This window comes from Paenibacillus sp. GCM10027630 (genome assembly GCF_042676305.1).
GTDB lineage: Bacteria > Bacillota > Bacilli > Paenibacillales > NBRC-103111 > Paenibacillus_S.
Map to the genome: position 1 here is coordinate 172,361 of NZ_JBHTGY010000037.1, position 24,099 is coordinate 196,459.

The 24,099-nt window shown below is 45.6% G+C and carries 22 protein-coding genes and 1 pseudogene; 8 read left to right on the forward strand and 15 right to left on the reverse strand.

Annotated elements, in window-relative coordinates; all coding sequences use genetic code 11:
* Positions 1–828, forward strand: a complete 828-nt coding sequence (locus ACFQ0C_RS19855; protein ID WP_379368777.1) for an NAD kinase — start codon at positions 1–3, stop codon at positions 826–828.
* A gap of 232 nt (positions 829–1,060) precedes the next feature.
* A complete protein-coding gene (locus ACFQ0C_RS19860; protein WP_379368779.1) occupies positions 1,061–1,228 on the forward strand; it encodes a hypothetical protein in 168 nt (55 codons plus the stop codon).
* 327 nt (positions 1,229–1,555) lie between these two features.
* Here ACFQ0C_RS19860 and ACFQ0C_RS19865 read toward each other — a convergent pair whose 3' ends face one another.
* The 5 genes from ACFQ0C_RS19865 to lipA form a co-directional block, all read right to left on the reverse strand.
* Positions 1,556–2,578, reverse strand: coding sequence for a FecCD family ABC transporter permease (locus ACFQ0C_RS19865; protein WP_445324359.1), 1,023 nt, complete (start codon positions 2,576–2,578; stop codon positions 1,556–1,558).
* Positions 2,575–3,651, reverse strand: a complete 1,077-nt coding sequence (locus ACFQ0C_RS19870; RefSeq protein ID WP_379368781.1) for a FecCD family ABC transporter permease — start codon at positions 3,649–3,651, stop codon at positions 2,575–2,577. Before ACFQ0C_RS19870 ends, ACFQ0C_RS19865 begins: the two co-directional genes overlap by 4 nt.
* Positions 3,648–4,652, reverse strand: coding sequence for an ABC transporter substrate-binding protein (locus ACFQ0C_RS19875; RefSeq protein ID WP_379368783.1), 1,005 nt, complete (start codon positions 4,650–4,652; stop codon positions 3,648–3,650). Before ACFQ0C_RS19875 ends, ACFQ0C_RS19870 begins: the two co-directional genes overlap by 4 nt.
* Before the next feature lie 199 nt (positions 4,653–4,851).
* The gene (locus tag ACFQ0C_RS19880) at positions 4,852–5,388 is read right to left on the reverse strand and encodes a YutD family protein (protein ID WP_379368785.1); all 537 of its coding nucleotides are present in this window, start codon (positions 5,386–5,388) and stop codon (positions 4,852–4,854) included.
* A gap of 204 nt (positions 5,389–5,592) precedes the next feature.
* Complete coding sequence (gene lipA / locus ACFQ0C_RS19885; RefSeq protein ID WP_258214450.1) at positions 5,593–6,498, reverse strand: lipoyl synthase; 906 nt, start codon at positions 6,496–6,498, stop codon at positions 5,593–5,595.
* A gap of 129 nt (positions 6,499–6,627) precedes the next feature.
* Here lipA and larB point away from each other — a divergent pair, with 129 nt between their 5' ends.
* Positions 6,628–7,419 carry a nickel pincer cofactor biosynthesis protein LarB gene (gene larB, locus ACFQ0C_RS19890; protein WP_379368788.1) on the forward strand — a complete coding sequence of 264 codons (792 nt, stop codon included), beginning with the start codon at positions 6,628–6,630 and terminating at the stop codon, positions 7,417–7,419.
* A 3-nt stretch (positions 7,420–7,422) separates the two neighbouring features.
* Positions 7,423–8,619, forward strand: coding sequence for a nickel pincer cofactor biosynthesis protein LarC (gene larC, locus ACFQ0C_RS19895; RefSeq protein WP_379368790.1), 1,197 nt, complete (start codon positions 7,423–7,425; stop codon positions 8,617–8,619).
* Positions 8,620–9,247: 628 nt separating this feature from the next.
* On the opposite strand, the gene larC2 is transcribed toward larC, so the two are convergent.
* A complete protein-coding gene (gene larC2 / locus ACFQ0C_RS19900) occupies positions 9,248–9,724 on the reverse strand; it encodes a nickel pincer cofactor biosynthesis protein LarC2 (protein ID WP_379368792.1) in 477 nt (158 codons plus the stop codon).
* A gap of 289 nt (positions 9,725–10,013) precedes the next feature.
* Here larC2 and ACFQ0C_RS19905 point away from each other — a divergent pair, with 289 nt between their 5' ends.
* Positions 10,014–11,051: a M23 family metallopeptidase gene (locus ACFQ0C_RS19905; protein WP_379368794.1), complete on the forward strand. Its 1,038-nt coding sequence runs from the start codon at positions 10,014–10,016 to the stop codon at positions 11,049–11,051.
* Between the two features lie 192 nt (positions 11,052–11,243).
* On the opposite strand, the gene ACFQ0C_RS19910 is transcribed toward ACFQ0C_RS19905, so the two are convergent.
* From ACFQ0C_RS19910 to ACFQ0C_RS19920, 3 genes and pseudogenes are all read right to left on the reverse strand, one after another.
* Entirely contained in the window at positions 11,244–12,851 is a 1,608-nt protein-coding gene (locus tag ACFQ0C_RS19910; RefSeq protein WP_379368796.1) for a gamma-glutamyltransferase family protein, read from the reverse strand.
* 38 nt (positions 12,852–12,889) lie between these two features.
* Positions 12,890–13,801, reverse strand: a complete 912-nt coding sequence (locus ACFQ0C_RS19915; RefSeq protein WP_379368798.1) for an ABC transporter permease — start codon at positions 13,799–13,801, stop codon at positions 12,890–12,892.
* Positions 13,802–14,756 (reverse strand): annotated as a pseudogene (locus ACFQ0C_RS19920) (ABC transporter permease).
* 633 nt (positions 14,757–15,389) lie between these two features.
* Between ACFQ0C_RS19920 and ACFQ0C_RS19925 the strand changes: the two are divergent.
* Both ACFQ0C_RS19925 and ACFQ0C_RS19930 read left to right on the forward strand, forming a co-directional pair.
* Entirely contained in the window at positions 15,390–16,193 is an 804-nt protein-coding gene (locus tag ACFQ0C_RS19925) for an alpha/beta fold hydrolase (RefSeq protein ID WP_379368800.1), read from the forward strand.
* Between the two features lie 33 nt (positions 16,194–16,226).
* Positions 16,227–17,219: a sensor domain-containing diguanylate cyclase gene (locus ACFQ0C_RS19930; RefSeq protein ID WP_379368802.1), complete on the forward strand. Its 993-nt coding sequence runs from the start codon at positions 16,227–16,229 to the stop codon at positions 17,217–17,219.
* 154 nt (positions 17,220–17,373) lie between these two features.
* Here the strand turns inward: ACFQ0C_RS19930 and ACFQ0C_RS19935 are convergent, their stop codons facing one another.
* The 3 genes from ACFQ0C_RS19935 to yunB all read right to left on the reverse strand — a co-directional run bounded on the left by ACFQ0C_RS19935 (position 17,374) and on the right by yunB (position 20,020).
* Positions 17,374–18,198 carry a phosphotransferase family protein gene (locus ACFQ0C_RS19935; RefSeq protein ID WP_379368804.1) on the reverse strand — a complete coding sequence of 275 codons (825 nt, stop codon included), beginning with the start codon at positions 18,196–18,198 and terminating at the stop codon, positions 17,374–17,376.
* A gap of 39 nt (positions 18,199–18,237) precedes the next feature.
* Complete coding sequence (locus ACFQ0C_RS19940) at positions 18,238–19,032, reverse strand: class I SAM-dependent methyltransferase (protein WP_379368806.1); 795 nt, start codon at positions 19,030–19,032, stop codon at positions 18,238–18,240.
* Between the two features lie 205 nt (positions 19,033–19,237).
* On the reverse strand, positions 19,238–20,020 hold the full coding sequence (yunB, locus tag ACFQ0C_RS19945) for a sporulation protein YunB (RefSeq protein ID WP_379368808.1): 783 nt from the start codon (positions 20,018–20,020) through the stop codon (positions 19,238–19,240).
* Positions 20,021–20,327: 307 nt separating this feature from the next.
* Here yunB and ACFQ0C_RS19950 point away from each other — a divergent pair, with 307 nt between their 5' ends.
* Positions 20,328–21,281, forward strand: coding sequence for an alpha/beta fold hydrolase (locus ACFQ0C_RS19950; protein WP_379368810.1), 954 nt, complete (start codon positions 20,328–20,330; stop codon positions 21,279–21,281).
* A gap of 83 nt (positions 21,282–21,364) precedes the next feature.
* Here ACFQ0C_RS19950 and ACFQ0C_RS19955 read toward each other — a convergent pair whose 3' ends face one another.
* Genes ACFQ0C_RS19955 through ACFQ0C_RS19965 form a run of 3 tightly spaced genes read right to left on the reverse strand, consistent with a single transcriptional unit; the run spans position 21,365 to position 24,029 of the window.
* A complete protein-coding gene (locus ACFQ0C_RS19955) occupies positions 21,365–22,168 on the reverse strand; it encodes an ABC transporter permease (protein WP_379368812.1) in 804 nt (267 codons plus the stop codon).
* A 33-nt stretch (positions 22,169–22,201) separates the two neighbouring features.
* The gene (locus tag ACFQ0C_RS19960; RefSeq protein ID WP_379368814.1) at positions 22,202–22,996 is read right to left on the reverse strand and encodes an ABC transporter permease; all 795 of its coding nucleotides are present in this window, start codon (positions 22,994–22,996) and stop codon (positions 22,202–22,204) included.
* Entirely contained in the window at positions 22,989–24,029 is a 1,041-nt protein-coding gene (locus tag ACFQ0C_RS19965) for an ABC transporter ATP-binding protein (RefSeq protein ID WP_379368816.1), read from the reverse strand. The genes ACFQ0C_RS19960 and ACFQ0C_RS19965 overlap by 8 nt, the downstream gene beginning before the upstream one ends.
* Positions 24,030–24,099 lie beyond the last annotated feature (70 nt).

The window sequence follows — 24,099 nt, forward strand, 5'->3', positions numbered from 1 at the left end:
TTGAAATATAACGTTGTACATCGCGGTGACGATATTTCTATACAATTGATGCAAACCTTCCACCGCCTCGTTCAGCAGCATGGCTTGATTCATGATGAGGAAGCTCCGGATATCGTACTTTCTATCGGCGGTGACGGAACACTGCTGCATGCTTTTCATCAATATAAGGAACAGTTGGAGACGATCGCCTTTGTTGGTATCCATACGGGACGACTCGGATTTTTTGCCGATTGGAAGCCTGATGAAGTCGAATTGCTTGCTGATATGATGGGAGAAAGCGCGGTCGTTAACGATTTGCGGGTAGTCAAATATCCATTGGTAGAGATACAAATTACGACAGCACAAGGAATCGAAACACAGCTGGCTCTTAACGAATTTACGTTAAAAGGAGTCGACGCTACTCTGATGGCACAGCTTCATATTAATGACGAGCTTCTGGAAACGTTCCGCGGCGACGGCATCTGTATCTCCACCCCTATGGGCAGCACGGCCTATAACAAAAGCTTGGGTGGCGCTATCGTTCATCCTTCACTGGACGCCATTCAGATAGCGGAGATCGCTTCGATCAACAACCGTGTATTCCGTACTTTAGGATCGCCGATAATATTGCCCAAGCATCATCATTGCGATATTTACCCGAGAGCCAATCAAAATATTTTGCTATCCCTTGATCATGTTTACGTGCAACGCAACGATATCCTATCGATTCGGAGCATGGTCGCTGCTGGCAAGAAGGTGAAGTTCGCCCGCTTTCGCCAGTTCCCTTTCTGGAATCGGGTACGTGAAGCATTCATCGGCTACGAACCAATCAACGAGAACAGACCCTGACCATTGTCAGGGTTTTCTTTTTAAGATTATAGGGTACTCCAAGGACGCCGCAAGGCGTTTTTCTTAACATTATAGAATCTATAAATTTTCGAGATGGAGAAATTATTTCACCTTCTTTTTGTTTTTGGTAAATTTAAGTTATGGAGATGAACATTCAAAAACGAATCTTCGATGAATATGGACATTGGAATAGCTCTGTCACAAAGCATAAGAACAAGCATGTCTGGAGAGGATGATAAAAGATGTCACCGGTATCAAAGAAGTAAAAGCAGGGAAGAAAAAGAAGAAGCCATTAAGCATATGCAAGACCATGTTAGCCAAAGAGACGGTCAAGCACATTTGTTTGAACTGCGAAGAGACGGAAGAGATACCGCTTAGCGTAGTGCGAAACTTGATCTGATGGACGATGGAGATCCAGAGGTGCCGCCGCAGTTTATATGCGAAGCGTGTGAGGAGAAATGTACCCTGAGCATTACAAGGGAGTCCATGGATACGAGTACCGGATTGAAGATCGGCTCGGCACTAGAAAAGTAGAAGGAAGTACCGAGTAGAACAAAGGGAGTGGATATGGGGTGGAAAAGCGATAGCGGCCGCCTTTAAAGTCGTGTTTATACCGCCTGATAAATTCAAAGAACACGACTTTAACAGCGGTTGGAACCCCATATCCACTCCCTCCCATGCTCAAATGGTGAATTTAAACAAGGACCTAGCCGTAGGCTAGCTTCTCTTATCTGCGGGTAAGCAGATATAGAAAGTACGGCGCTCCGATACCGGCCGTCACAATGCCAACCGGAATTTCAACGGGCTGGGCAATAACTCTCCCAATCGTATCGGATAAAAGGACAAGCACAGCGCCAATGATGGCCGATGCTGGCAGCATCACCTTGTAATCGCGTCCAAGTAATTGAATCGCCAAATGGGGAGCAATGAGCCCGACAAAGCCGATGCTTCCGGCAACCGCTACACAGGAGCCTGCCAGACCAACAGCTATGGCCATTAGAACTATTCTTTCCCGCTGAACGCTAACTCCTACGCCTTGGGCAATTTCCTCCCCCATAAACAACAGATTAATCCGATGGGATTTATATACAGCCACTGGAAGTAAGACGGCTATCCAGATCAACACAGCTAACACATACTTCCAGTTGGTCCCCCAAATGCTGCCGGATAGCCATATTTTCACAAAGTCATAATTATATGCATTCATCCGATAAGTCAAAAACAACATTCCCGCGCTAATGCCTGCTCCGGCAGCTATACCAACCAGAAGCAAACGAACCGGCAGCAGCTTGCCGTCCTTATAGGCTAATGCAAAAACTAGCAGCGCCGCTGCTGCCGCCCCAACAAAGGCTACTATAGGCAGCATATAGACAGGTGCGAACTGGATCTTCCCATAGAAAAAGGCGATATATACGACAACGGCTAGCCCCGCTCCAGCATTAATGCCAAGTATACCCGGATCAGCCAAGCTGTTCTGCGATACTCCTTGCATTATTGCACCTGTTACTGCGAACCCCATTCCAACGAGTATGGCTATAGTTATCCTTGGCAGCCTGATGTCAAACAGCACAATGGAGGATGGTCCGCTCTCGTAACCGAAAAGAGTTTGAATCACTTCTATAGGGGTAAGCCTGATCAAACCTGAGTTAAGGCTTATCAGCACAACAGCAACGAAACATATCGCCAGCAGTGCAAATTTACTCGGAATGGACATTTTATATTTCCGCTTAAGCCAATTTTCCGTCATCATAGGTTTGCCTTGCCATCCTTTCGTGCCAAATACAGAAAAAAGGGCACCCCGAGCAGGGCCGTTATTATGCCAACAGGCGTCTCCTGAGGAGGATTAACCAACCGAGCGACTGTATCCGCCGTCAATAATAGCCAGCCCCCGAATAATCCTGAGCAAGGAATGACCCAACGGTAATCCACACCGATCAGAAAACGGGTAAGATGTGGAATTATGAGACCAATGAAGCCTATAGGTCCCGCTACAGCAACCGCAGCGCCTGTAAGTGCGAACACCGTAATCGCCCCCAGCAGCTTTACACGTTTCACCCGCTGGCCTAAGCCTGCCGCAACCTCGTCTCCTAAGCCAAGAAGATTAATATTTTTGGAAATCAGAAGTGCCAGCAGGAACCCTCCTATTGCCCATGGGATAATTGAAAAAATATCTATCCACTTCACTCCGGCTATTCCAGCTGCATACCAGTACATAACCTCTTGTGCGATGCCAAAATAAATTTGGATCCCTTCCGATAATGAGGCCAGCAGCGCACTTACAGCCGCCCCCGCCAATGCGAGCTTTACGTGTGAATAATGCTGTGAAGCCTTATAGGACGCGAGGACTCCAACTCCATAAACCGTTATCGTTCCAAGAGCCGCTCCCAGGAAGGAAACGACAATCATTTGCTGGTAAGAGAGATGTGGAAAAAAAGCAAATGCAAGCACAATTCCAAACCGCGCGCCTGAGGAAACCCCCAGAAGACTTGGGCTTGCAAGAGGATTGCGGGTCATTCCCTGCATGATTGCACCGGATATGGCAAAGCAGGCACCAACAATTATTGCAGTCAATGCCCTGGGGAGCCGAACCGCGAGAACCGTATAATGCTGAACTTGTGATTCATCGTAATGCAGCATGGCTTCAATAACGGTGTGAAGGCTAATATCAGCAGCACCTGTAGTCACAAACAGCAGGATACCGGCTGCGATTCCTGCGCTTAACAGCAAAATAAGAAAAGAAGGGCTCAGCCTTCTTTTCTTAGCTTCGTTAATGGCGGCTTGCCTCGAGTTTTCGTTTATGCTGAGGCTTGAGTCCGAACTCATGGGCCAAGCAGCTCCTTTTTAATCTCATCAACAAATACGTTGTACATGATTAAACCGAACCCTGTTTTCGTTCCCCTTATCGGTTTCATGTACATGTGCTGATTTTTTACAGCCTTCAAATTTTTCCAGAGCGGCGTTGCGATTGCTTCTTTCATTTTGGCCTCATAGTCAGGTACATTTGTATCCAACAGGAAGATATGATCCGGGTTGATCTCAGGTAGCTTCTCAAGGGCTAGCTTAATTTCTCCGTCTTCCTCTGGCAAACCAGCCGGATATTTTAATCCTAATTGCTCATAAGCAATTTTACCAAGAGGGCTCTTGCTCCCCATTACGCGGGTATCCTTATCTGTAACCTTAAAGAAAACAACTGTTTCATTCCCCATCTTGGCAGCCAGCTTTTCCTTCAAGCCTTTGGTTTTCGTGTCAAACTCCTGCAGTTTCTCTTTGGCTAATGAACCTTTGCCTACTGCATCTCCAACGCTTAGAAATACTTTTGTCCAATCGCCTTCCATGTCCTTGGTGGAGTACACGAGGGTTGGAGCCATTTTGGACAGCGCCTCGTAAGGCTTGGAATGGTTCTTTTCTTCACCGAAGATCAGATCGGGCTTCAGCTGAAGCACTTTTTCAAGATTGGGCGCTGCGGATTGGCCTACTGACTCGGTCCCCTTCAACAAGGCCGCTGTATAGGGCTCAAAATCCCCTGCTTCACGCACAACAGAGCCTACCGGACGAATTCCCAATGCCAATAAATGGTCGGCAAAATGAGGGGTCAAAGCCACAACGCGTTCGACCTTATCCGGGACTACTGTTTGCCCCAAAGCATGCGTGATCGTTTTCTTCTCTGCTGGAGCCGCGGCTGGTGCAACTGCAGGCGTTGCTTCGGTCTTCTTGGCTGCGGCCGGTTCCAGCGCTGCATTATTGCTGGAGCTGCATGCACTAATTACGATGGAAAATATCAGGATCATACATAAAGAAATAAACGTGCTCTTTTTATAAAACATAGCCATACCCCTTTTATTTATATTGTTTACCAGTAACGCAGCGATTTTGTGATAATGATTATCATTATTAGGAGTATAAGGTTGGAAGCCAAATTATGTCAAGTATTATTCCTATAAAAAAAATCAGGGCACAACAAAAAAACTTATACCTATGTAAGCGTATAAGTTTTGGGATATGCTCTTAATAATGGCTGCTATCTTATTTCGTGTTGTTGCCGGATTGCTGCTTCGGCGAGTTGTGATGCGGCTTGCGATGCGGGCGCTGCTGACGATTATTCTGCTGCTCCTGATGCCGCTGTTGATGGCGTTGAGGCCTCTGCTGATGCGATTGGGACTGCTCTTGCTTGTACTCCTGTTTCAGCTCCTGCTGAAACTGCTGTTCAAGTTCGGATTGCTCCTGCTCGTCCAGCTCATTCTGGTTGTCTTCCGTTGCCATATTTTGCTGATCGCCGGACTGATGCTTAGATGCGATCCGTTCAATAATAAAATACGCGCAGCCAAAATTGCAATACTCGTTCAAGTAATCTTGCAACGTAGCGATAGAAGATTCCTTCGTTGCTTTTGGATGGATTTCCTTAAAAAAACCACGCAATCGAAGCTGATTATAGCCCCAATCCCCTACGATGTAATCATACCGCTCCAACACCTCGCTGTAACGCTCTTTGAATGCATCTGGCTTCCAGCCGTTTTTATGGTCAACTACCACTTCGTATGTTTTATTGGCAATGTGGATCACTCTGTTATCCCTCCTAAGGGTTTTGCGTAAGCAAAACCGGCGTCGTAAGCATCGTCTGGACTTTGCAGCAGCAAAGCCACTTCGTAATTGTTGAAATTCTCTGTAAGCGGGCCTTCCCTGAGTATGAATCAAATCAAGTCCCCTGAATGGGACTTGATTGCGTCCGTTTCTCTTAAGGGTTTGCTAAATAGCTAATGTATTAACTTATGCCTGCTGGGCGGATTTCACTTGCTCATGTGCGTGGTAAGAGCTGCGCACCAGTGGACCCGATTCAACATGATTGAAGCCGCGCTTCATCCCCTCAGCTTTAAGCTCAGCGAATTGATCCGGTGTATAGAACTTTTCGACCTTCAGATGTTTAGTAGTAGGCTGCAAATATTGGCCGATTGTCATGATATCGCAATTGATTTCGCGCAAATCATCCATCGTTTGTATAATCTCCGCCCATTCCTCTCCTACCCCGAGCATGATGCTGGATTTCGTAGGAATCCCTGGCGCTATTTGTTTGGAACGAGCAAGAAGCTCCAGTGATCTGCGGTATTTTGCCTTGGAACGTACCTTATCAGACATACGCTCAACGGTTTCCACATTGTGGTTCAAAATATCCGGCTTTGCTTCCAATACCGTCCTGAGTGATGACTCTTTACCCAAAAAGTCCGGAATCAGCACTTCGACACTGCAGAGCGGCATTCTTTTTCGAATAGCCAATACAGTCGCTGCAAATATCGAGGCCCCTCCATCCGCCAAATCGTCTCGGGCTACAGAAGTTACAACTACATGCTTAAGACCCATCTGTTCCGCTGCTTCTGCAACGCGCTCAGGCTCTTGTAGATCCAGCTCAGTCGGAAGTCCGGAGGTAACCGCACAAAACCGGCAAGCACGGGTGCAAATATCGCCCAGTATCATAAAAGTAGCGGTTCGATTAGCCCAGCATTCATGAATATTGGGGCATTTCGCTTCTTCACAAACCGTATGCAGCGTTTTATCGCGCATCATATTTTTTAATTCCTTGTAATTTTCACCTGTTGTCAGCTTAATTTTTAGCCACTCGGGCTTACGCTCTACTGGAGTAGACATCTTTTTGTACCTGCTTTCTGCTTCTTTGTCCATACTCTTGAAGCTATTATATCAACCAATGCCATAACAATCCACTTTCCTTTTGATTTATGATAAACTAGAAAAGGTTATGAAATTTAATGGTATCTAATAAGAACACCATTTCGGAGGAATAAGCCTTATATGATTAATTTAGAAGCTATCCTGAAGCTTGTTCGCGCTGGGGACCTGGATATTTCCGAGGCTCAGAAGCACATAGACCAGCTAATGAATAAGAATAACGAAGAAGGCTTTCGTATCGAAGATCTCGGCTTTGCTCAATTGGATATCGACCGGGAGCGCAGAACCGGCTTTCCAGAAGTTATTTATGGAGAAAGTAAAACCGCAGAGCAAATTACTTCTATCTTTCTTAAACTGATGGAGCATTCCCAGAAGGTTCTGGCAACACGGGTAAGCGCCGAAAAAGCCGTTTTGATCCAACAGCAGATCGCTGGCATTACATATAATGAAGCAGCGCGAGTTCTGGTTTGGTATCAAAAAGAGGAAGCGCGTACATCGAAAAGCGATACTTATATCGCCGTTGTTTGCGCGGGAACTTCCGACCTTCCTGTTGCAGAAGAAGCCGCAATAACAGCAGAATACTTGGGCTGCCGTGTGGAGCGGGTTTACGATGTAGGCGTGGCCGGCATTCATCGGCTATTTCGCAGGCTCGAGCTCATTCGCGGTGCGACAGCAATAGTCGTGGCTGCAGGTATGGAGGGCGCGTTAACCAGTGTGCTCGGCGGACTTGTGTCCAAGCCGGTTATAGCTGTTCCAACCAGCGTTGGTTACGGGGCAAGCTTTCATGGTGTGGCAGCTCTTCTGGCAATGCTAAATTCCTGCGCACCAGGTGTCTCCGTAGTAAATATCGACAATGGTTTTGGTGCCGGATATAACGCTGCATTAATACATAAAACCATGGTAGAGAGGAACTAATCGATGAAAATAGCTTACTTGGACTGTTTTTCCGGCATTAGCGGGGATATGACGCTGGCCGCGCTTGCAGATGCTGGAGCAGATCGAAATTATATCGAGGAAGAGCTGCGTAAAATTAAGATCGAGCCCTTCTCCCTGGAGTGGAAACGGGTCAACAAAAAAGGAATATCTGCCTTAAAAATGGATGTTCTGCTGGATCCTAACACGCCTCCTGCTCATCATAGACATTATTCAGAAATTGTAAAAATTATCCATGATTCTGGATTTAATGATCGTGTTATCAAGCTCAGTCTTGCTATTTTCGAAAAAATCGCGATTGCCGAAGCAAAAATACATGACGTCCCTGTGGAAACCGTTCATTTTCACGAGGTCGGAGCCATTGATTCCATTGTTGATGTAATTGGTGTAGCACTTGCATTAGACTCGTTGGAGGTAGAGAAAATCTTCTCTTCCCCTGTTGTACTGGGCTCCGGAACGGTTCGCTGCGACCACGGTATTTATCCCGTGCCTGCCCCGGCAACTCTGGAAATGATGCGTGGACTTCCGATTGCGCCAAGCAATTATTCTTTAGAAATGACTACTCCTACGGGTGCAGGAATCATTGCAGGAGTTGTTGATGAGTTTGCCAAAGGCTATCCGCCTATGATCGTAGAAACCATCGGCTATGGCGCCGGGACCCGTGACCTGCCTAATCAGCCGAATGTACTGCGTGTTGTAATCGGTAAGGCGGATCCATATGCTCATAAGTTCCAGGTTCAGCATATTGAAACAACCCATTCACACACTCACCATTCCGAGCATGAACATCATCATCATCATGGACATAGCCATTCTCACAGTCATAGCAATGGGGCTGATCATAGCCATAGCCATAGCCATGACCATGATCACAGCCATAGTCATGACCATGGACATACTCACGATCACGGCAGCCATTCTCATGACCATGGACATAAACACGATCACGATCATGCCCACAGCCATGGTCATACTCACGATCACGGCCATGAACATGATGACCATAAGCACCATCACAGCCACAGTCATGATCACGATGATCATGAGCATGAGCACGATCACGACCACCAACACCACCATGAACATGATCATCCGCATAATGAGCACGTACATAAGCCGCACACTCATGAACATCATGTTCATGACCACAGCAACCATATTCCTCCTGGAATTAAGCAATAGTTAGCTGGAGGCTTATACACTAAGGGGGCTGTGCCAAAAGTCATTTTGGGACAGCCCCTAACCACTTTACCACTCATACGGCATGCGCGACCAGATGAGTGAACCCCACACCACCAATATCAGGAAAATATCATGTTAATTACTCCGAAAACTAGCGTTTCTAGCCATATAACTGGAATTTCTCATGTTAATTCTACATATTTTGGCTATCATCACCATTATCACCTAAATTAGACGGAGTTTTTCCAATTAAAATGATTTCAGAGGATTTCCTGGCTGGATTAACGTGAGAATTTCCATCTATTCCCTTCCATTCAGAATTTCTTCCTACCAACTTCTCCTTCTTTGGCCCATTGAGCAAACCTTAGTATTACATCCATCGATAAGCCGCCGGAAAACCCCAGTCTCCTCTTAATGAAAGCAACCTTTGAACAGCTGTTCTCGCGCCACCATCACCTTAAGCAACATACACAAGGGCCATCCCCTGGTAGCTTTAGCAGTTCAACCAGCGGACATCCCCTTGTTCTATGGCATTTAATAAGGCACCGTAGAGCCAACGTGTGTGAATCCCAAGCGCTCGTTGCGGCGTTGCATGCCTGTCGGTCGAACCCCGTGCTTTTATTGATTACTATCTTTTCTTTCCGTTCAGGAACAGCCTTCTGACCTCTTCGTAAACTTGCTTAAGCGCAACCCCATATTGCTTAGCTGCCTGCTCACATTCTTTAAATTCCGGTGCAAACTGCACCAATCGCCCTTTATGGTAGCCGATTTTCACATTGATTCCGCCCCATGGGGTCTCGACCTGCTCGAACTCACGAGCGAGCCGATGGCAGGAGGCGTGCAAATAGCGAAGACCGATCGTGGTAGTTTCACGAAAAATGACTTCTTCCATCCGCTCAAGCCCGCTCTCATCTATTAGCACGTTTAGCATGACGCCAGGACGGCCTTTTTTCATAATAATCGGAATCCAATATACGTCATTGGCACCCGCTTCAAATAAGCAATCACTAACATAAGAGCATAATTCCGGATTCATATCATCAATATTAGCCTGTAACAGCAGCATCCCATCGTCGACGTGCTCTTCCCTATGTTGAAATCCCATATATTATCCCTCCTTAGTAACCTTCCAGTAAAAAAGTAAAAAATCTAACATCCTATAAGCTATCCTGTACGCATCATAACAAAAAAATAATGTGCTGGATATGTACCCTTTTTTTGAGCTATCCTTTGGATAAAAATAGATCGTATTTCACATGCTATTACCATGTATGAGAGTTCCAAAAGTCAGCTTTTCTGCATCGAGAAGGTTGCAATAAGCAGCGTATGGAAAACTCTAAAAAAAAGGCATGGGCACCCCAGCTATGATGGCCAACTATGGAGGTTAACTGAGCATGGCAGCACAATGGAAGCGTTCAATCCTCACTCTATCGTTATGCGGAAGCATCCTACTCGGAACCGTGTTACCGGTGCATGCCGCCCCTGCTGGCAAGACACCCAAAGAAGGTACACCCAGCAAAACCATGAAAACCATATTTGCAGAGCGTAAGGATATTTTTGATAAAGTCAGCGCATTAACAGGTATGCCCTGGTACTATCTCGCCGCAGTCGATCAATACGAACGAACAATTAATATAGCCCGGAAACGTTCGGGTACGGATGACTATATTGGTATTCACTTCACAGAGCTTAAATGGTGCGGCATGATGAATCCTGACCATGAGGATACCAATGAAATGAGCATTAAGCTATTCGAAGGGATTGGCAGAGACGGCTCCGGAGACGGTATCGCTGATCGAAAAAACGGTCTTGATGTCCTTTATTCGATGTCGATGTTTCTTTTAAAGCACGGCACTGCCCAAGAAGACCTTCGAATCGGTCTGTGGGAATATTATCAAAACACTCGAAGCGTTGAAAGAATTGAGCAATTTGCTTCTGTTTACTCAGCATTCGATACATTGGATTTGCATGAGCATACATTTGTAACACCTCTGCGCTCTGATTATACTTTCCGCAGCACATGGGGTGCAAGCCGCGGCTGGGGAGGCTTCCGTATCCACGAGGGCACCGATATATTTGCTCGACATGGAGTACCGGTTCGAAGCGCTACCTATGGCATCATTGAGGTTATGGGCTGGAATCCTTACGGGGGTTGGAGAATTGGCATTCGCGATTTAAATAATGTATATCACTACTTTGCTCATCTATCGGGGTTTAATAAAGAGGTCAAAGAAGGAGACATTGTCAAACCAGGTCAAGTCATCGGTTGGGTCGGCAGCTCAGGATACGGCAAGCCGGGAACTTCAGGGAAATTCCCGCCACATCTCCATTATGGGCTTTACCGCGACAATGGTTTAACCGATTGGTCTTTCGATCCTTATCCTCATTTGCGAAAGTGGGAGAGAGAAGAACGGATGCGAAGCAAAAAATAGCCATACTAGCTCAACGCCACGATGTGCTTTAAACAAGAAAAACGCAAGAAGAACCGTCCAACCTGAATTGCACCTCTAATTGTTAGTTGTGTGTAACATTGGGGTACAGTTCAACCATTGGACGGTTCTTTGCTGTAGAACATCTTTGCCTCTGGAATCAGAGTTTCACTAAACTCCTCCTTCCGTAATCCCTTAAAATATCGCCACGTGTCCGTCTGTACGGGGCTCCGTTCCTCCTACAAGGACTCCATTGTCTTGTCTCCATATAATTTGCCCGCGCCCGAATCCTACATTTCCAGTAGCCCATTTGATGTCATGCCCCATACGGGCCAACGACTCGACAATATGGGCAGAAGCCGTATGCTCGATTTCAACCGCTTTTTCATGTTTCCAAAGCCATCTTGGTGCATCAAGCGCAGCCTGCGGGTTCAAGTGGAAGTCCACCGTATTCATCACTACTTGTACATGGCCTTGAGGCTGCATAAAGCCACCCATCACGCCGAACGGTCCTACGGGTTTGTTCTCCTTTGTGAGAAAACCGGGAATGATCGTATGGTATGGTTTCTTGCCTGGTGCGAGACAGTTGTCGTGTGCAGGATCAAAAGAGAAGTTATGGCCTCGGTTATGGAGGGCAATACCCGTTCCAGGTACGACCAGTCCCGAGCCGAAGCCCATGTAATTGCTTTGAATGAATGATACCATGTTTCCTTCACCGTCTGCTGTACAAAGGTAGACCGTGCCGCCGCTTGATGGTTGTGCTGGCTTGGGCAGCAGCGCCGTTTTTCCGATTAGAGCACGTCGCTCAGCCGCATAGGATTCGGACAGCAAATCTTCTACCTTCACCGACATCTTGCCGGGATCTGCAATGTACTTCTGTCCGTCCGAATAGGCAAGCTTCATCGCTTCAATCTGCTTGTGGAGAGTATCAACCGTATCCCGCTCGGTAAACTCAAAGCCCTTCAGGATATTCAATGCCATTAGAGCCACCAAGCCGTGACCGTTCGGTGGAATCTCCCATACATCGTATCCGCGGTAATTGATGCTGATCGGATTCACCCATTCCGGCTTGAACGCAGCTAAATCCTCTTTCCTCAGATAACCACCGTATTGTCTGGAAAATTGATCAATCTTCTCCGCCAATTCCCCACGATAAAAGGCTTCTGCTTTCGTCTCGGCAATAGCCTGCAACGATCGCGCATGATCCGGTGAACGCCAGACTTCTCCAATTTCGGGTGCTCTCCCCAAGGGGGCAAATGTATCAAACCAAGCCTTATGTGGCTCACCTTTCAGATTATTGGAGAAATTGCGAAACGTTCGATCCCAACTGAATCCGAGGATTGGCGTTAGTGGAAAGCCGTTTTCCGCATATTCAATAGCTGGCTGAAGCACTTCCGTTAATGAGAGCTTTCCAAACTTTTCAGACAGTTCCGCCCACGCTGCCGGCGTGCCGGGAACCGTAACTGGAATAAAACCATATTTAGGAATTTCCTCTATCCCTGCTTTTTTTAATCCATCTATTGATATGCTTTGTGGTGCTGGACCGCTTGAGTTTAGCCCATGCAGCTTGCCTTGTGTCCAGACAAGCGCAAAGGCATCTCCGCCGATTCCGTTGGAGGTTGGCTCAACAACGGTCAACGCGGCTGCAGTTGCAATGGCGGCATCAATAGCATTGCCTCCCTTGCGAAGAATTGCCAGTCCGGCTTGAGCGGCAAGAGGTTGGGAGGTGCACACCATCCCATTGTTGGAGTAAGCGGACATCCGCTGTGATGAATATGGATGATATAATGGATCGAAGGACATATCTGTATTCTCCCATATACTATATTTTAGTTATATACTTACCTTTTTAACTTAGGATCAAGCACTTCTCGTATTCCGTCCCCAAGCAGATTAAAGCCAAGTACGACAAGGAAAATGGCGATTCCCGGCCAGTATGCAAGCATCGGTTCCGTGTTCAAATACCCTTGGGCAATATTCAACATCGAGCCCCAGCTTGGATCTTCCGGCTTCGCCCCTAAGCCCAAGTATGAAAGGCCTGCTTCTGCAATGATAGCCGATGCCATGGCCAATGAAATCTGTACAAGAATAGGAGGAAGTGAGTTTGGAAGAACATGTAAAAACATGATGCGCCAATGACTGGCCCCCGTTGCTTTGGCTGCCTGGACGTATTCCAGATCGGCTATCGACATAACCTGGGCGCGAGTGATGCGAACAAAAGCAGGCAGGAAACCGAATCCGATCGTAATCATCGCGTTGTAAAAGCCACCGCCGAGTGCTGCCGACATAGCCAAAGCGAGGATAAGCGAGGGAAAAGCTTCGATTGCATCGACAATCCGCATGACTATCCATTCATCCCAAAAACCGCGAAAGTACCCCGTCATCAGTCCAACCGGAACACCGATTACCGTAGCAATGAAGACAGAAATTATCGCCGCCTGAATGGACAACCGAGCACCGTAAACAAGTCGTGAAAATGAATCCCGCCCCAGGTCGTCTGTTCCAAGAATGTGACCATTGCCAGGCTCGGCTAGAACCGAAGAGTAATCTTGACCATATATGGGGTCGTGTGTAGCAATGATCGGAGCAAATATAGCTGTCAACAGCAGCATTCCAATAATAAAAGCGCCAACTAAAGCAAGTTTGTTGCGGGCAAATTGGCGGAAGAATATTCGCCATCGACTTTCCGATTTACTTTTGGGAAATGCTTGTGATAATTCGATCTTCGGGGTTGGTTGGATAGCTTGGCTCATCTATTCTCCCCCCTTTGCAGTTTTTATGCGAGGATCAATGATCACATATAAAATATCAACCAATAGATAGACTAAGACGACCATCAGAGCCGATACAAGTATCGCTCCTTGAACGGTAACAAAATCTCGTTTGAAAATCGACTCGACAATTAATCTTCCGAAACCAGGAATAGAAAAAATGGATTCGGTAATAACAAGCCCTCCTAATAGTCATGCGACCATCAAACCACTCATGGTGACAACCGGAACGAGCGCATTCTTCATTGCATGGAGAAAAATGACAGACAATTCGCTCAGCCCTTTGGAATGAGCTGTACGAATGTAATCCGCATTCATCACTTCCAGCAAACTGCTTCGCATCATCCTCGTTAGAATGGCCGATTCGCGTAAGCCCGTCGCAACCATAGGCATGATCATCGCCATCAGGTTTGAAACCGGATTTTCGAAGAAAGGAACGTAGCCGGACGCCGGCAACCAGCCCAAATGTACCGCAAAGAAAACGATAAACATCATGCCAAGCCAGAAGTGAGGGACAGACATCCCTCCCAATGCCAGTGTGGTGCTTATATAATCCATCCAGCTCCCAGGACGCGAGGCAGACATAATCCCTGCGGGAATAGCAATCAGAACAGCAACAAGAAAGGTGCCAATCGTCAATTCAAATGTCGCAGGCAACCACTGTAAGATCAACTCCGATACCGGAGTACGGTCAACGAGGGAGCGTCCGAGGTCTCCTTGAAGCACTCCTCCCAACCAATTGAGATACTGAACTACAATCGGTTTATTTAAGCCCAGTTGTTCCCGCAAAGCGGCCTTTTACTTCCGGGGTCGCTTCATCGCCGAGAATAACCGTTGCTGGATCTCCAGGTATTAAATGAAGCAATGAGAAGACCATGACGGTAACCAATATGACAACCGGAATGGATAACAGCAGTCGTCTAACTATAATTGTCATAATGTCCCTCCCCTTAATAAATGTGACAAGCTATCCAATGTTCGTCTGAAGTTTGTTTAAGTATGGGCCTTTCTGTCTTACATATCTCCATATTTAGAGTTAGTTTTTCCAGTTATATTGTTCTCAAACGATATCCAGGCCGGATTATCGTGAGGATTTCCATCTATTCCTTTCTTTCAGCGGCCGTCCAAAAATCCTAGTCTCCTCTAGAGTGAATGCAAGCTTTGAATTCTGTTTTTGCGCCATCACTTAAACAACATCTAATTAGGAGCTATTCCTTAGCAGCTAAAGCTACTTTAGGGACAAACCCTTTCCTTATCCCAAAAGCTTCTATTCGAAACCCTCTCGATAAAGATACATTCGTGCCCTGAAGGTGGCTTTTCTTGCAATATTAGAAAGGCGAACCTCCGGTTCAAACTTATACTTTCTTTACACAAAAAAAGCCGCTGGAGAACGACCTCTGACGGACTTTTCGTGCATCCTAAACTATAAATACTCCAACACAGAATCAGGCAAGCAACATGCTGCTAAATTTATTCCTGTAATTACTATTAATCTATGAAAAATCACTTGATATTTATAGGTCTCCCCCTCAGAATAAAGGGAATATGAATAATAAGGGAGTCCAATAAGATGAACGACGTTACTGTACGGAATAACGTGAAAACGATTGGCGAAGGAGAACGTACAATCATTTTTGCGCATGGATTCGGGTGTGACCAGAGCATGTGGAAATTCATTACACCCTCTTTTGAGAAAAAGTTTCGAGTGATCCTGTTTGATTATGTCGGCTCAGGAAACTCAGATTTAAACGCATATACGAAGGATAAATATCATACCTTGCGAGGCTATATGCAGGATGTGCTGGATATTATTGAATCCTGTAATCTTAAAAATGTTATTTTTATCGGTCATTCTATCAGTTCTATGATCGGGATGCTTGCATCCATCGAGCGGCCGGAATATTTTGATAAACTGATTATGATCGGGCCTTCTCCGTGTTATTTGAATGAGGCTGGCACCTATGTTGGAGGCTTCGAGAAAAGTGACATTATGGAGCTGCTGGACATGATGGAGATGAATTTCGCAGGATGGGCCAGCTTTATGGCTCCCTTAGCCATGAATAATCCTGAGTTTCCAATGCTGTCCAAAGAGCTGGAACGAAGCTTTATATCGACAGACCCCGTTATTGCCAGAGAATTTGCAGAAGTTACATTTTTCTCTGATCATAGGGAAGATTTAGCTAAAGCTACGGTTCCCACGCTCATTTTGCAATGCTCGGATGATAGTATTGTACCGCTGGAAGTTGGAGAATATTTACACCGCCATTTGCAAAATAGTACGTTTCGATTGATGGAGGCCAAAGGTCATTATCCACATATTAGCCATCCGGAGGAAACCATCTCTTTGATTAAGGAATATCTTCAATGTAATTGACCCAATCAACCTGTATTGAAAGGATATTAGACAATGGATGAGCGATTGAAATATGCGCCATGCGGGTATATGTCCATTACACATGAAGGCATAATTATGGATGTAAATCAAACCTTCCTCGATAAGATGGGATATACACAAGCTGATTTGGTGCACAAGCATTTGGAATCTATAATGACCATCGCGAATAAACTCATTTTTCACTCTTACTTTTACCCTTTTATCAATTTGAATGGTCAGGTGGAGGAGTTATTCATCAATTTGAAGGATAGCAGCGGACAGTCCATCCCTTATCTCTTGAATGGAAAACGCTTAATAAGTGAAGGTGTAGAGATTATCGACTGTATATTGATGCAGATGGGGAATCGGATTGATTATGAGCTTGAGCTGCGGTCTGCGAAAAAGCAAATAGAAGAGGCTTATTGGGAAAAAGAACAAGCACTTGAGAAGCTGCAGCAAATTCATATGGAAATTGAAAAGAAGCAAGCCGAACTGATAGAGATGAATACCTTGCTAGTAGAATTATCTACCACCGATAAGCTCACAGGCTTGAAAAATAGAAGGTTTTTTCAAGAGAAGCTGGAAGAGCAGATGGCCTTGTACAGCAAGACTGGACAGCCTTTCTCTCTCTTCATTCTGGATATCGATCACTTCAAAAAGGTAAATGATACCTATGGGCATCAGATCGGTGATTATGTACTAGAGAAGCTGGCCGGCATCTTAAAATCTCATTCCCGTAAAGTGGATATTGCGGCCAGATATGGCGGAGAGGAATTTGTGCTGATCTTGCCTAACATGGATGTACCTGAATCAAAGATACTGGCCGAAAATTTACGGCAGACCATCGCCAGTTCTGCTTGGGAAATCATTGGCAGCCTAACGGTGAGTATTGGCATTGCCACAATTACTCCGAAGGATTCAGATACAAGTATACTGAAGAATGCCGACCAAGCTCTATATGCATCCAAAGCAAATGGCAGGAATCGTGTCACACACATCATGGATTTGAACGAAAAGCCACTATAAAGCAAGCTTTAGCTTTGATGTCGAAAGGGAAATAAGCGATACCGGCGGGAGCATGAAGCTGCTGAGTAACTCTGTTGAGGCTGCCGATACATTCCGGTAGCCTCATCTTCGCTTCGCTTGCTTGTTAAGCTAACATTTCCGTTAAGAGAGTTGCTTAAAGATCTTGAGATACTTGTTTTAAACGTTCTCTAACTAACGCAAGCAACACATTCTTCTCTTCCGCTGGAATCCATTCTACTAATCTGGCCGCAGCAATAGGCAATGTCCACCGATCGATATCCTCGAAATGAAGATCAGAATAAGCGAGGTACTGCTCTATATATCCATCCCCCATGCTCTTTCTCATGAGACGCAAAGCTTCCATTACGTGACTAGGTATGCCCTCTGGCAGTGTACCAAAACGGAATAAGAGCATTGTGCGCGCAACATCCCCTGCGGGATTGCCAATCATTCCGGTCATCCAATCGATGATCCAATTCTGCTCTCCGATCATTGCGTTATCGGGGTGAAAATCGCCATGACAGAGACATCTCCCGTCCGGCAGCTTCTCCAGGTATCTCGTAATAGCAATCTTTTCATCCTTCGAAAGCTCAGAAGCATTATGAATGTTTTGTGCCAGCACTTCTTTTTGTTTGCGGAAATGCATGCCTAAATTATTTGAATTTAATTCATTTTTATGGATTTGGAAATGCATTTCAGCCAGCAATTTAGAAAAATAATGTAACTGGGCAGGACTCTCGACCATCTTTTGAATGAGAGTCGTCCCTTCTATAAACCGAAATATAATTCCGACCCTTTCCTCGTACTCTATCAGCTCATAAACTTCGGGAGCAGCAATGCCAAGAGAACCAACAAGTCTGGTTATTTCAAATTCATACTTGATCCCGTCCTTTGGAAATCCGGTACGATAAAGCTTTAGCACCTTCTCATGGCTATACTCGAATATCTCTGCCGTTCTACCTTCACCTATCCGCTTCACTCACCTGTTCCCCTTTCCTTAGACGGATCTTTAGAGTCATTATTTTTTCATAGCCGTAATAACAGATACCGCCAGCTCTTCAGTAAACACTCCAGCAGAATCCACGTCCAATAAAGCTGATTTCAAATCATGCTCAAACCGTTCCAGGTTATCGCCAAAAAGACGTTTAGAAGCAAATGAAGAGGAATACAGATTTCCAAGAATTGAATCTATGGTCCACGTGTATGAGTAACAGGGTAACACATGACTTTCCACAGCCTTAAAACGAGAGTTCGCTATGGTATCCTCATATCTTTCTTTGGGAGGAGTGTAGGTACGGTTACCGGCTCTTCTTTCATCTCCAAGCCACCGTTTAACTGTTTCATTTACTTTGAGCTTCCAATTTGAGGATTTCTGTATTTTGTTAAAATTATCAATAATAGCTATACCGCCATTTTCTTCTGTACTGTTATACAGGATTTCAAGAATCGATTCTCTATCCATCCAATGAAACGCCTTAGCAATTGTAATGAGCCTAAAGGAACCCCATTCAGCTGCTAACTCTTCCGCTCTTCCTTGTAACCATCTAACGTCGTCCACCCTATTGGCATTGGACAGGCGATTTGCTTCATCCAGCATCTCCGGCTCCGTATCTACACCTACTGTTTCTTCAAACCAATCATTAAATCTTAGAGCTAATTGCCCTGTTCCACATCCCAGATCAAGCAGCCGGCCTTCACCATTAAGCGAAAATTTGTTAACAAGAAACCGAATAAGCGACGAAGGATAAAGAGGTCGATATCTGGAGTAGTACCAAGCGGTACCTTTAAATAAATCTGCACCATAGTCACTCATGCTTAACCTTCTTTCTAATAACTTTAAGAGTAAAAACTATTCGCCAAAGCATCTTTTTTTCCTTTTTTTACAAAATAAAATTTATTTTATTGCGACATTTCGGAAGCCACTCTGAATAAAGGAACAGACTGCCGCGGCAACCTGTTCCTGTGGCCATCCCGGCCGGTACAATGAGTTTTCGAGATGAGCGGGTGATTACTTGCAATCATTTCTTATCCTGTTTGGTCTGACCATCATCATGCTGAGGGACCTGATTTTGTGTCTTAGGTGCACTTATCTGTGGCAGAGAAACTCCCGGTGGAAGTGCCTGACTATTTCCGGCAGGGTTGCCTTTTCCATCAAAATAATAAGTTGGAACGTCACCAACAACAAGCGCATAAGAGATCGGCACCTCGGTTTCTACAACCTCTGGCACGGTATCCAAAGGAATGATGATAGATACCTCCGCTGTAATCCGTATGTAGACCTCCACTAGAATCATGTTAATTCCCGCATTTTGATAACGGGTATCCAAATCGACCTTAACGGCCCCCGCCGGTACTAGCCGGATTGGAATATCGGGGCCAAAGGAGGCTAGAATCGAGCTGTTCATCGCCTGCCCAAGAGGGATATGCTCGGGAATTGTTTTCAGGCTGTTCAGCTGATTTTGGACTGTTTTAATCGTATCCGCTGTAATTTTCATATGCTCCGCATAATTAAGCATGAAGCCTGTAACTTTCCCGTTACGGTCGGTTTGCCAATCGATCAACCGTTCAAAATTAGTGTAATTCGCAATCCTATCGGATATGGCCGTGTTGATGGACTGGGTTGCTATCTGCTTCACACGAACTTTTGCCAAATTCATCAGTGGCGGCTTCAAATTTTTCTCCAGATATACAAAAGATTGTATGACAAACAAAAGCACGATGAAAACAATCAACACAGCATTACGCTTGAGCTTCTTGGTACCTGTGGGCCTGCTTCTCCACCTTCGTCTAAGCACAATCATGTCTGTGGCTCCTTCTAAGAGTTTTGCTATTGCAAAACTTACTTCGCAAGCATCTGCCGAGTTCCAGGCATCCGATAAAACTAACCATCCTCAGCCTGTACGTTACAGCTTATGCCGTGCGTAAGTAAATAATCCCCCTAAAAGTTACGTTAACCTCTGCCGTTAGTTTGCTTTCACAACTTTCTCCATACGAAAAACCCGGCCTTTGGCCAGGTGCGCAGCAACACTCCTTAATTTATCCGCTTTAACCAAAACAATCATTGGGCATATAGTGATGTATCTAATCTAATTTAAAAGGAACGTGAACATGCGACAAAACACTACCGGATTGAATAACACTCATTATCTCCCTATTACCGAACGGCAAGCTTATCCTGCTTATCCATGGCCTTATTACTTCATTCCAGCCCCTCTTCCCGGGATGCGTTGGGATCCGAGCTATTATCCAGCCGGTCAACCTGCTATTCCCACTCCTCCGGTTGCTCCCGCGGCTTCCAGGAATCAAGAGGATTATTGGGATCGGCAGCAGCCGCTTACCTTTGTTCTTATCCATGGTTCATGGGCAGACTCCAGCTTCTGGAACGGAATAGCTAATGAATTGCGTAAAAAAGGCCACACCGTCTATACACCCGAGTATCCGGGACATGGCGCCGACCCTAACAAGAATGTATCACACGCCATGATCACAAAATCGATTGCCGACTACATGATTTCGAAAAATTTGAGTAACGTCATTTTACTTGGGCACAGTTTCGGAGGCACATTAGTTCAAAAGGTTGCCGAACTCGTACCGGACCGACTTAAAAGACTAGTATTCCTAAATGCCTTTGTTCTGAAGGACGGAGAGAGTCTTGGAGATGAGTTTCCGGCTCCGTTTCGCGAGACAATAGTTAGCCTAACTCAAAGCTCAAAGGACAATACCATCATGCTTCCATTTCCTCTGTACCGGGATGCATTTGTTAACTTGGCAAGCCTGGAGCTCGCTCAGCAAATGTACAGTGAAATCTCTCCTGAACCTGCAAAACCTCTTTTAGAAAAACTGGATCTCAAAAAATTTTATAGTCTAAATATTCCAAAGAGCTATATCTACCTCACAGTGGATAACGCATTGCCCCAAGGCGGGGGATATGGCTGGCATCCGCATATGTCCAGCCGTCTAGGCTTATTCCGACTTATTAAAGGACATGGCGATCATATGTCTACAGCAAAAACAGAGCCCAAGATGCTTGCTCAAAAAATTTACGAAGCGAGCAGAGATTGATTCTTTACCCTATTCCAATATTCCATTTAGAGCGAGGACAATAGTAAGCTCTTTTAAAAACCTGTCCCAATAAAGAGCCACCTTCAGCTCCCCGCTCCTTCGTATTGACTCAAACCTTTTCTAAATATCGCTAAGCCAAGAACTACACAGTAGATGGCAGCCAGCGGAGTTAGCAGTCCGATCCAGCCCCAGCTCTGCTTGTCGAACAAGTAGGCCGCAGGAAAAAAGCTCACAAACGCATACGGGATTATTAACGAGAAAAATAGCTGTACGCCGAATGAATAGATCGTTATTGGAAATTTGGCAAACTCGGCTAAGCTGCTGACCATCATCGGCAATGCGTTACTAGGGGCATGTGTCCAAAAAGCAAGTGAATTGGAGATTAGGTTAATTGCGGTACGCGTAACCATAGCTGAGACAAACAATACAAATCCCATGAGCGCCTTATCCCAAGTCCAATCGATATGAACATAACGAAGCGCATTTACCAGCATGATACCTCCGACCGCCATGTTTCCTAAACCGTTCATTCCGACAGCACCGCCAAGCACCTGAAGTACAGGCGATATGGGGCGGAGCAGCATTCGATCCAATTCCCCTGAGTTAACCAGAAATCCAATGCGCCATGTCCCTTCAAAAAAGAACTGGGAAACGCCTGTAGTAAAATTGATGATCGCATAAATAAAAATAACTTCCCAAAAATCCCAACCGTGGATTTGAGGTATTTTCTGATAGATGACCCATATAAAAATAAGTCCCATAGCTTGCGTTAGCCCCGCTGCAATAACCAGAAGCAAGAAATCCGCCTGATATTCCAATATGGCTTTCAATTGCTGGCTCATCAGCCGAATATATAAATACATAGCTCGACTTATCTTCCTCTTCATTGGCCACCTCTTTCCTGCTCTAATTTCTCTCCTTTATCCACCATGTATCGTCACTTTTTTGACCGCTATGCTCCACAGCAGTTTACCAAGCAACCATAGCACTATGCCCCATATCAGTTGGACGGCGACCATACGAACAGCTTCGAATGAAGATGCCTGTCCCAAATAGATCGAAGCTGGAATGTGAACGATACCTTGAAACGGAAGCAGCAGACAAAGCGATTTCAACCAATCCGGAAAAAACGCCAATGGAGCCAATGCTCCCGAGAGCAGGTTGGTGATTGCTGCTCGCGCAAGTGAGATGCCGTAGTAGCTATCCGTCCAAAAGCAGCATAAACCGGCGAGATAGACCACACCGAATTTTACAAGCAGCGCGGCAAGTAAGCTTATTGCAAATAATAACCAAGCCGTAAAGCCTGCAGGCATCTGTACTCCTGAGAAAAAGGCGAGCACCGAGACCGTCAGCAGAATGGTCACCGTTCCTTCGAATAAGCTCGTCCCCAATGTTTCGGCGAAGCGTGCTTTTTGAAAATCCAACGGCTTAAGCAAATCCAAGGAGACGCTGCCGTCGCGGATTTTTCCGGCAATGCGGCCTTCTGAAGTATAGGACAGGACTGAATTCGAAATAAAGGTTATCAATAAATACGCTTTCATAGCTTCCCAAGTAAAACCGCCTACTTCGGTTCTCTCCGCGTAAATCGCCTTCCATAGATACATCATGGATACAAGCAGAAGAAGACTTCCTACAATATTGATGATGAAGGAACTGCGATACGCAATGCTGTTTTGCATGGATATTTGAGCTAATGTCACATATTTTCTAATCATTCGCCACCATCGCTTTCGGTGGCTCCGTATCCGTCAATACAAGCTCGCCCTCGTAAACTCTGCGAATCACTTGCTCGATTTTCGGTTCATCTATGCGGAAGTCAATGACTTCACCCAATCGCATAACACGGCTTACTACCTCACTTGCCGATACCTCAAACCGGTCAAATCGAATCGCAATATGCTGCCCCTCCTTCTGTTCTACGAAAGCCCCTGGCCAATCGGTTAATATGTGTCTATTGCCGGATAGCGGCTCACTCAACTGGAAGTGAATCGTCCTCTCTCGAGCAAAGGCATCCTTGACAGCCTGCAGACTCCCATCATAGATGATCCTTCCCTGATCGATAATAACAAGTCTGCGGCAAATATCCTCAATGTCTTCCAAATCATGAGTCGTTAAAATAATCGTCGTTCCATGCTCACGGTTTATCTGCTTAATAAACTCACGAATCTTCACCTTTACTGCAATATCCAAGCCGATTGTCGGTTCATCCAAATAAACAATTTGAGGGTCGTGCAGCAGAGCAGCAGCTAAATCCGCTCTCATCCGTTGCCCTAAGGACAGCTTGCGGGTAGGTAGATGCAGAAATTCATCTAGCGACAGCAGCTCTGTAAAACGGCCCATATTGAACCGGTAAACCGCTTCCGGAATTTCGTAAATATCTTTGAGCAGCGCAAAGGATTCTATGATCGGGAGATCAAACCACAATTGTGTCCGTTGGCCGAATACAGCGCCGATTTTGCGTGCATTGTCCGTTCTTTGTTTATGCGGAACCACTCCATCAACCATTACACTACCGGATGTCGGAACCAAAATGCCTGAAAGCATCTTGATCGTAGTGGATTTGCCGGCTCCATTGGGCCCTACATATGCTACGGCTTCCCCGGCCTCAATACTCAGATTAATGCCGTTTACCGCCTGCTTCTCCCTGTATTGCTGAGTAAACATGTGTTTAACCGCACCTAACAACCCGGGAGCTTTAACCGCTTGCCGGAATGTTTTGTTTAAATTCTGCACTTCAATAAGACTCATCCGTTCACCTTCCCTTATTTCAATCACCCTGCACTTGGCCATTTTTCCATATTATAGAATAATACCTCAT

Bases quoted from the DNA above. Each gene is read 5' to 3' on its own strand.
- ACFQ0C_RS19860 (WP_379368779.1), top strand. From the start codon at position 1,061: ATGATAAAAGATGTCACCGGTATCAAAGAAGTAAAAGCAGGGAAGAAA.
- ACFQ0C_RS19865 (WP_445324359.1), bottom strand. From the start codon at position 2,578: ATGATGACGGAAAATTGGCTTAAGCGGAAATATAAAATGTCCATTCCG.
- ACFQ0C_RS19870 (WP_379368781.1), bottom strand. From the start codon at position 3,651: ATGAGTTCGGACTCAAGCCTCAGCATAAACGAAAACTCGAGGCAAGCC.
- ACFQ0C_RS19875 (WP_379368783.1), bottom strand. From the start codon at position 4,652: ATGTTTTATAAAAAGAGCACGTTTATTTCTTTATGTATGATCCTGATA.
- lipA (WP_258214450.1), bottom strand. From the start codon at position 6,498: ATGGACAAAGAAGCAGAAAGCAGGTACAAAAAGATGTCTACTCCAGTA.
- larB (WP_379368788.1), top strand. From the start codon at position 6,628: ATGATTAATTTAGAAGCTATCCTGAAGCTTGTTCGCGCTGGGGACCTG.
- larC (WP_379368790.1), top strand. From the start codon at position 7,423: ATGAAAATAGCTTACTTGGACTGTTTTTCCGGCATTAGCGGGGATATG.
- larC2 (WP_379368792.1), bottom strand. From the start codon at position 9,724: ATGGGATTTCAACATAGGGAAGAGCACGTCGACGATGGGATGCTGCTG.
- ACFQ0C_RS19905 (WP_379368794.1), top strand. From the start codon at position 10,014: ATGGCAGCACAATGGAAGCGTTCAATCCTCACTCTATCGTTATGCGGA.
- ACFQ0C_RS19910 (WP_379368796.1), bottom strand. From the start codon at position 12,851: ATGTCCTTCGATCCATTATATCATCCATATTCATCACAGCGGATGTCC.
- ACFQ0C_RS19915 (WP_379368798.1), bottom strand. From the start codon at position 13,801: ATGAGCCAAGCTATCCAACCAACCCCGAAGATCGAATTATCACAAGCA.
- ACFQ0C_RS19925 (WP_379368800.1), top strand. From the start codon at position 15,390: ATGAACGACGTTACTGTACGGAATAACGTGAAAACGATTGGCGAAGGA.
- ACFQ0C_RS19930 (WP_379368802.1), top strand. From the start codon at position 16,227: ATGGATGAGCGATTGAAATATGCGCCATGCGGGTATATGTCCATTACA.
- ACFQ0C_RS19940 (WP_379368806.1), bottom strand. From the start codon at position 19,032: ATGAGTGACTATGGTGCAGATTTATTTAAAGGTACCGCTTGGTACTAC.
- yunB (WP_379368808.1), bottom strand. From the start codon at position 20,020: ATGATTGTGCTTAGACGAAGGTGGAGAAGCAGGCCCACAGGTACCAAG.
- ACFQ0C_RS19950 (WP_379368810.1), top strand. From the start codon at position 20,328: ATGCGACAAAACACTACCGGATTGAATAACACTCATTATCTCCCTATT.
- ACFQ0C_RS19955 (WP_379368812.1), bottom strand. From the start codon at position 22,168: ATGAAGAGGAAGATAAGTCGAGCTATGTATTTATATATTCGGCTGATG.
- ACFQ0C_RS19960 (WP_379368814.1), bottom strand. From the start codon at position 22,996: ATGATTAGAAAATATGTGACATTAGCTCAAATATCCATGCAAAACAGC.
- ACFQ0C_RS19965 (WP_379368816.1), bottom strand. From the start codon at position 24,029: ATGAGTCTTATTGAAGTGCAGAATTTAAACAAAACATTCCGGCAAGCG.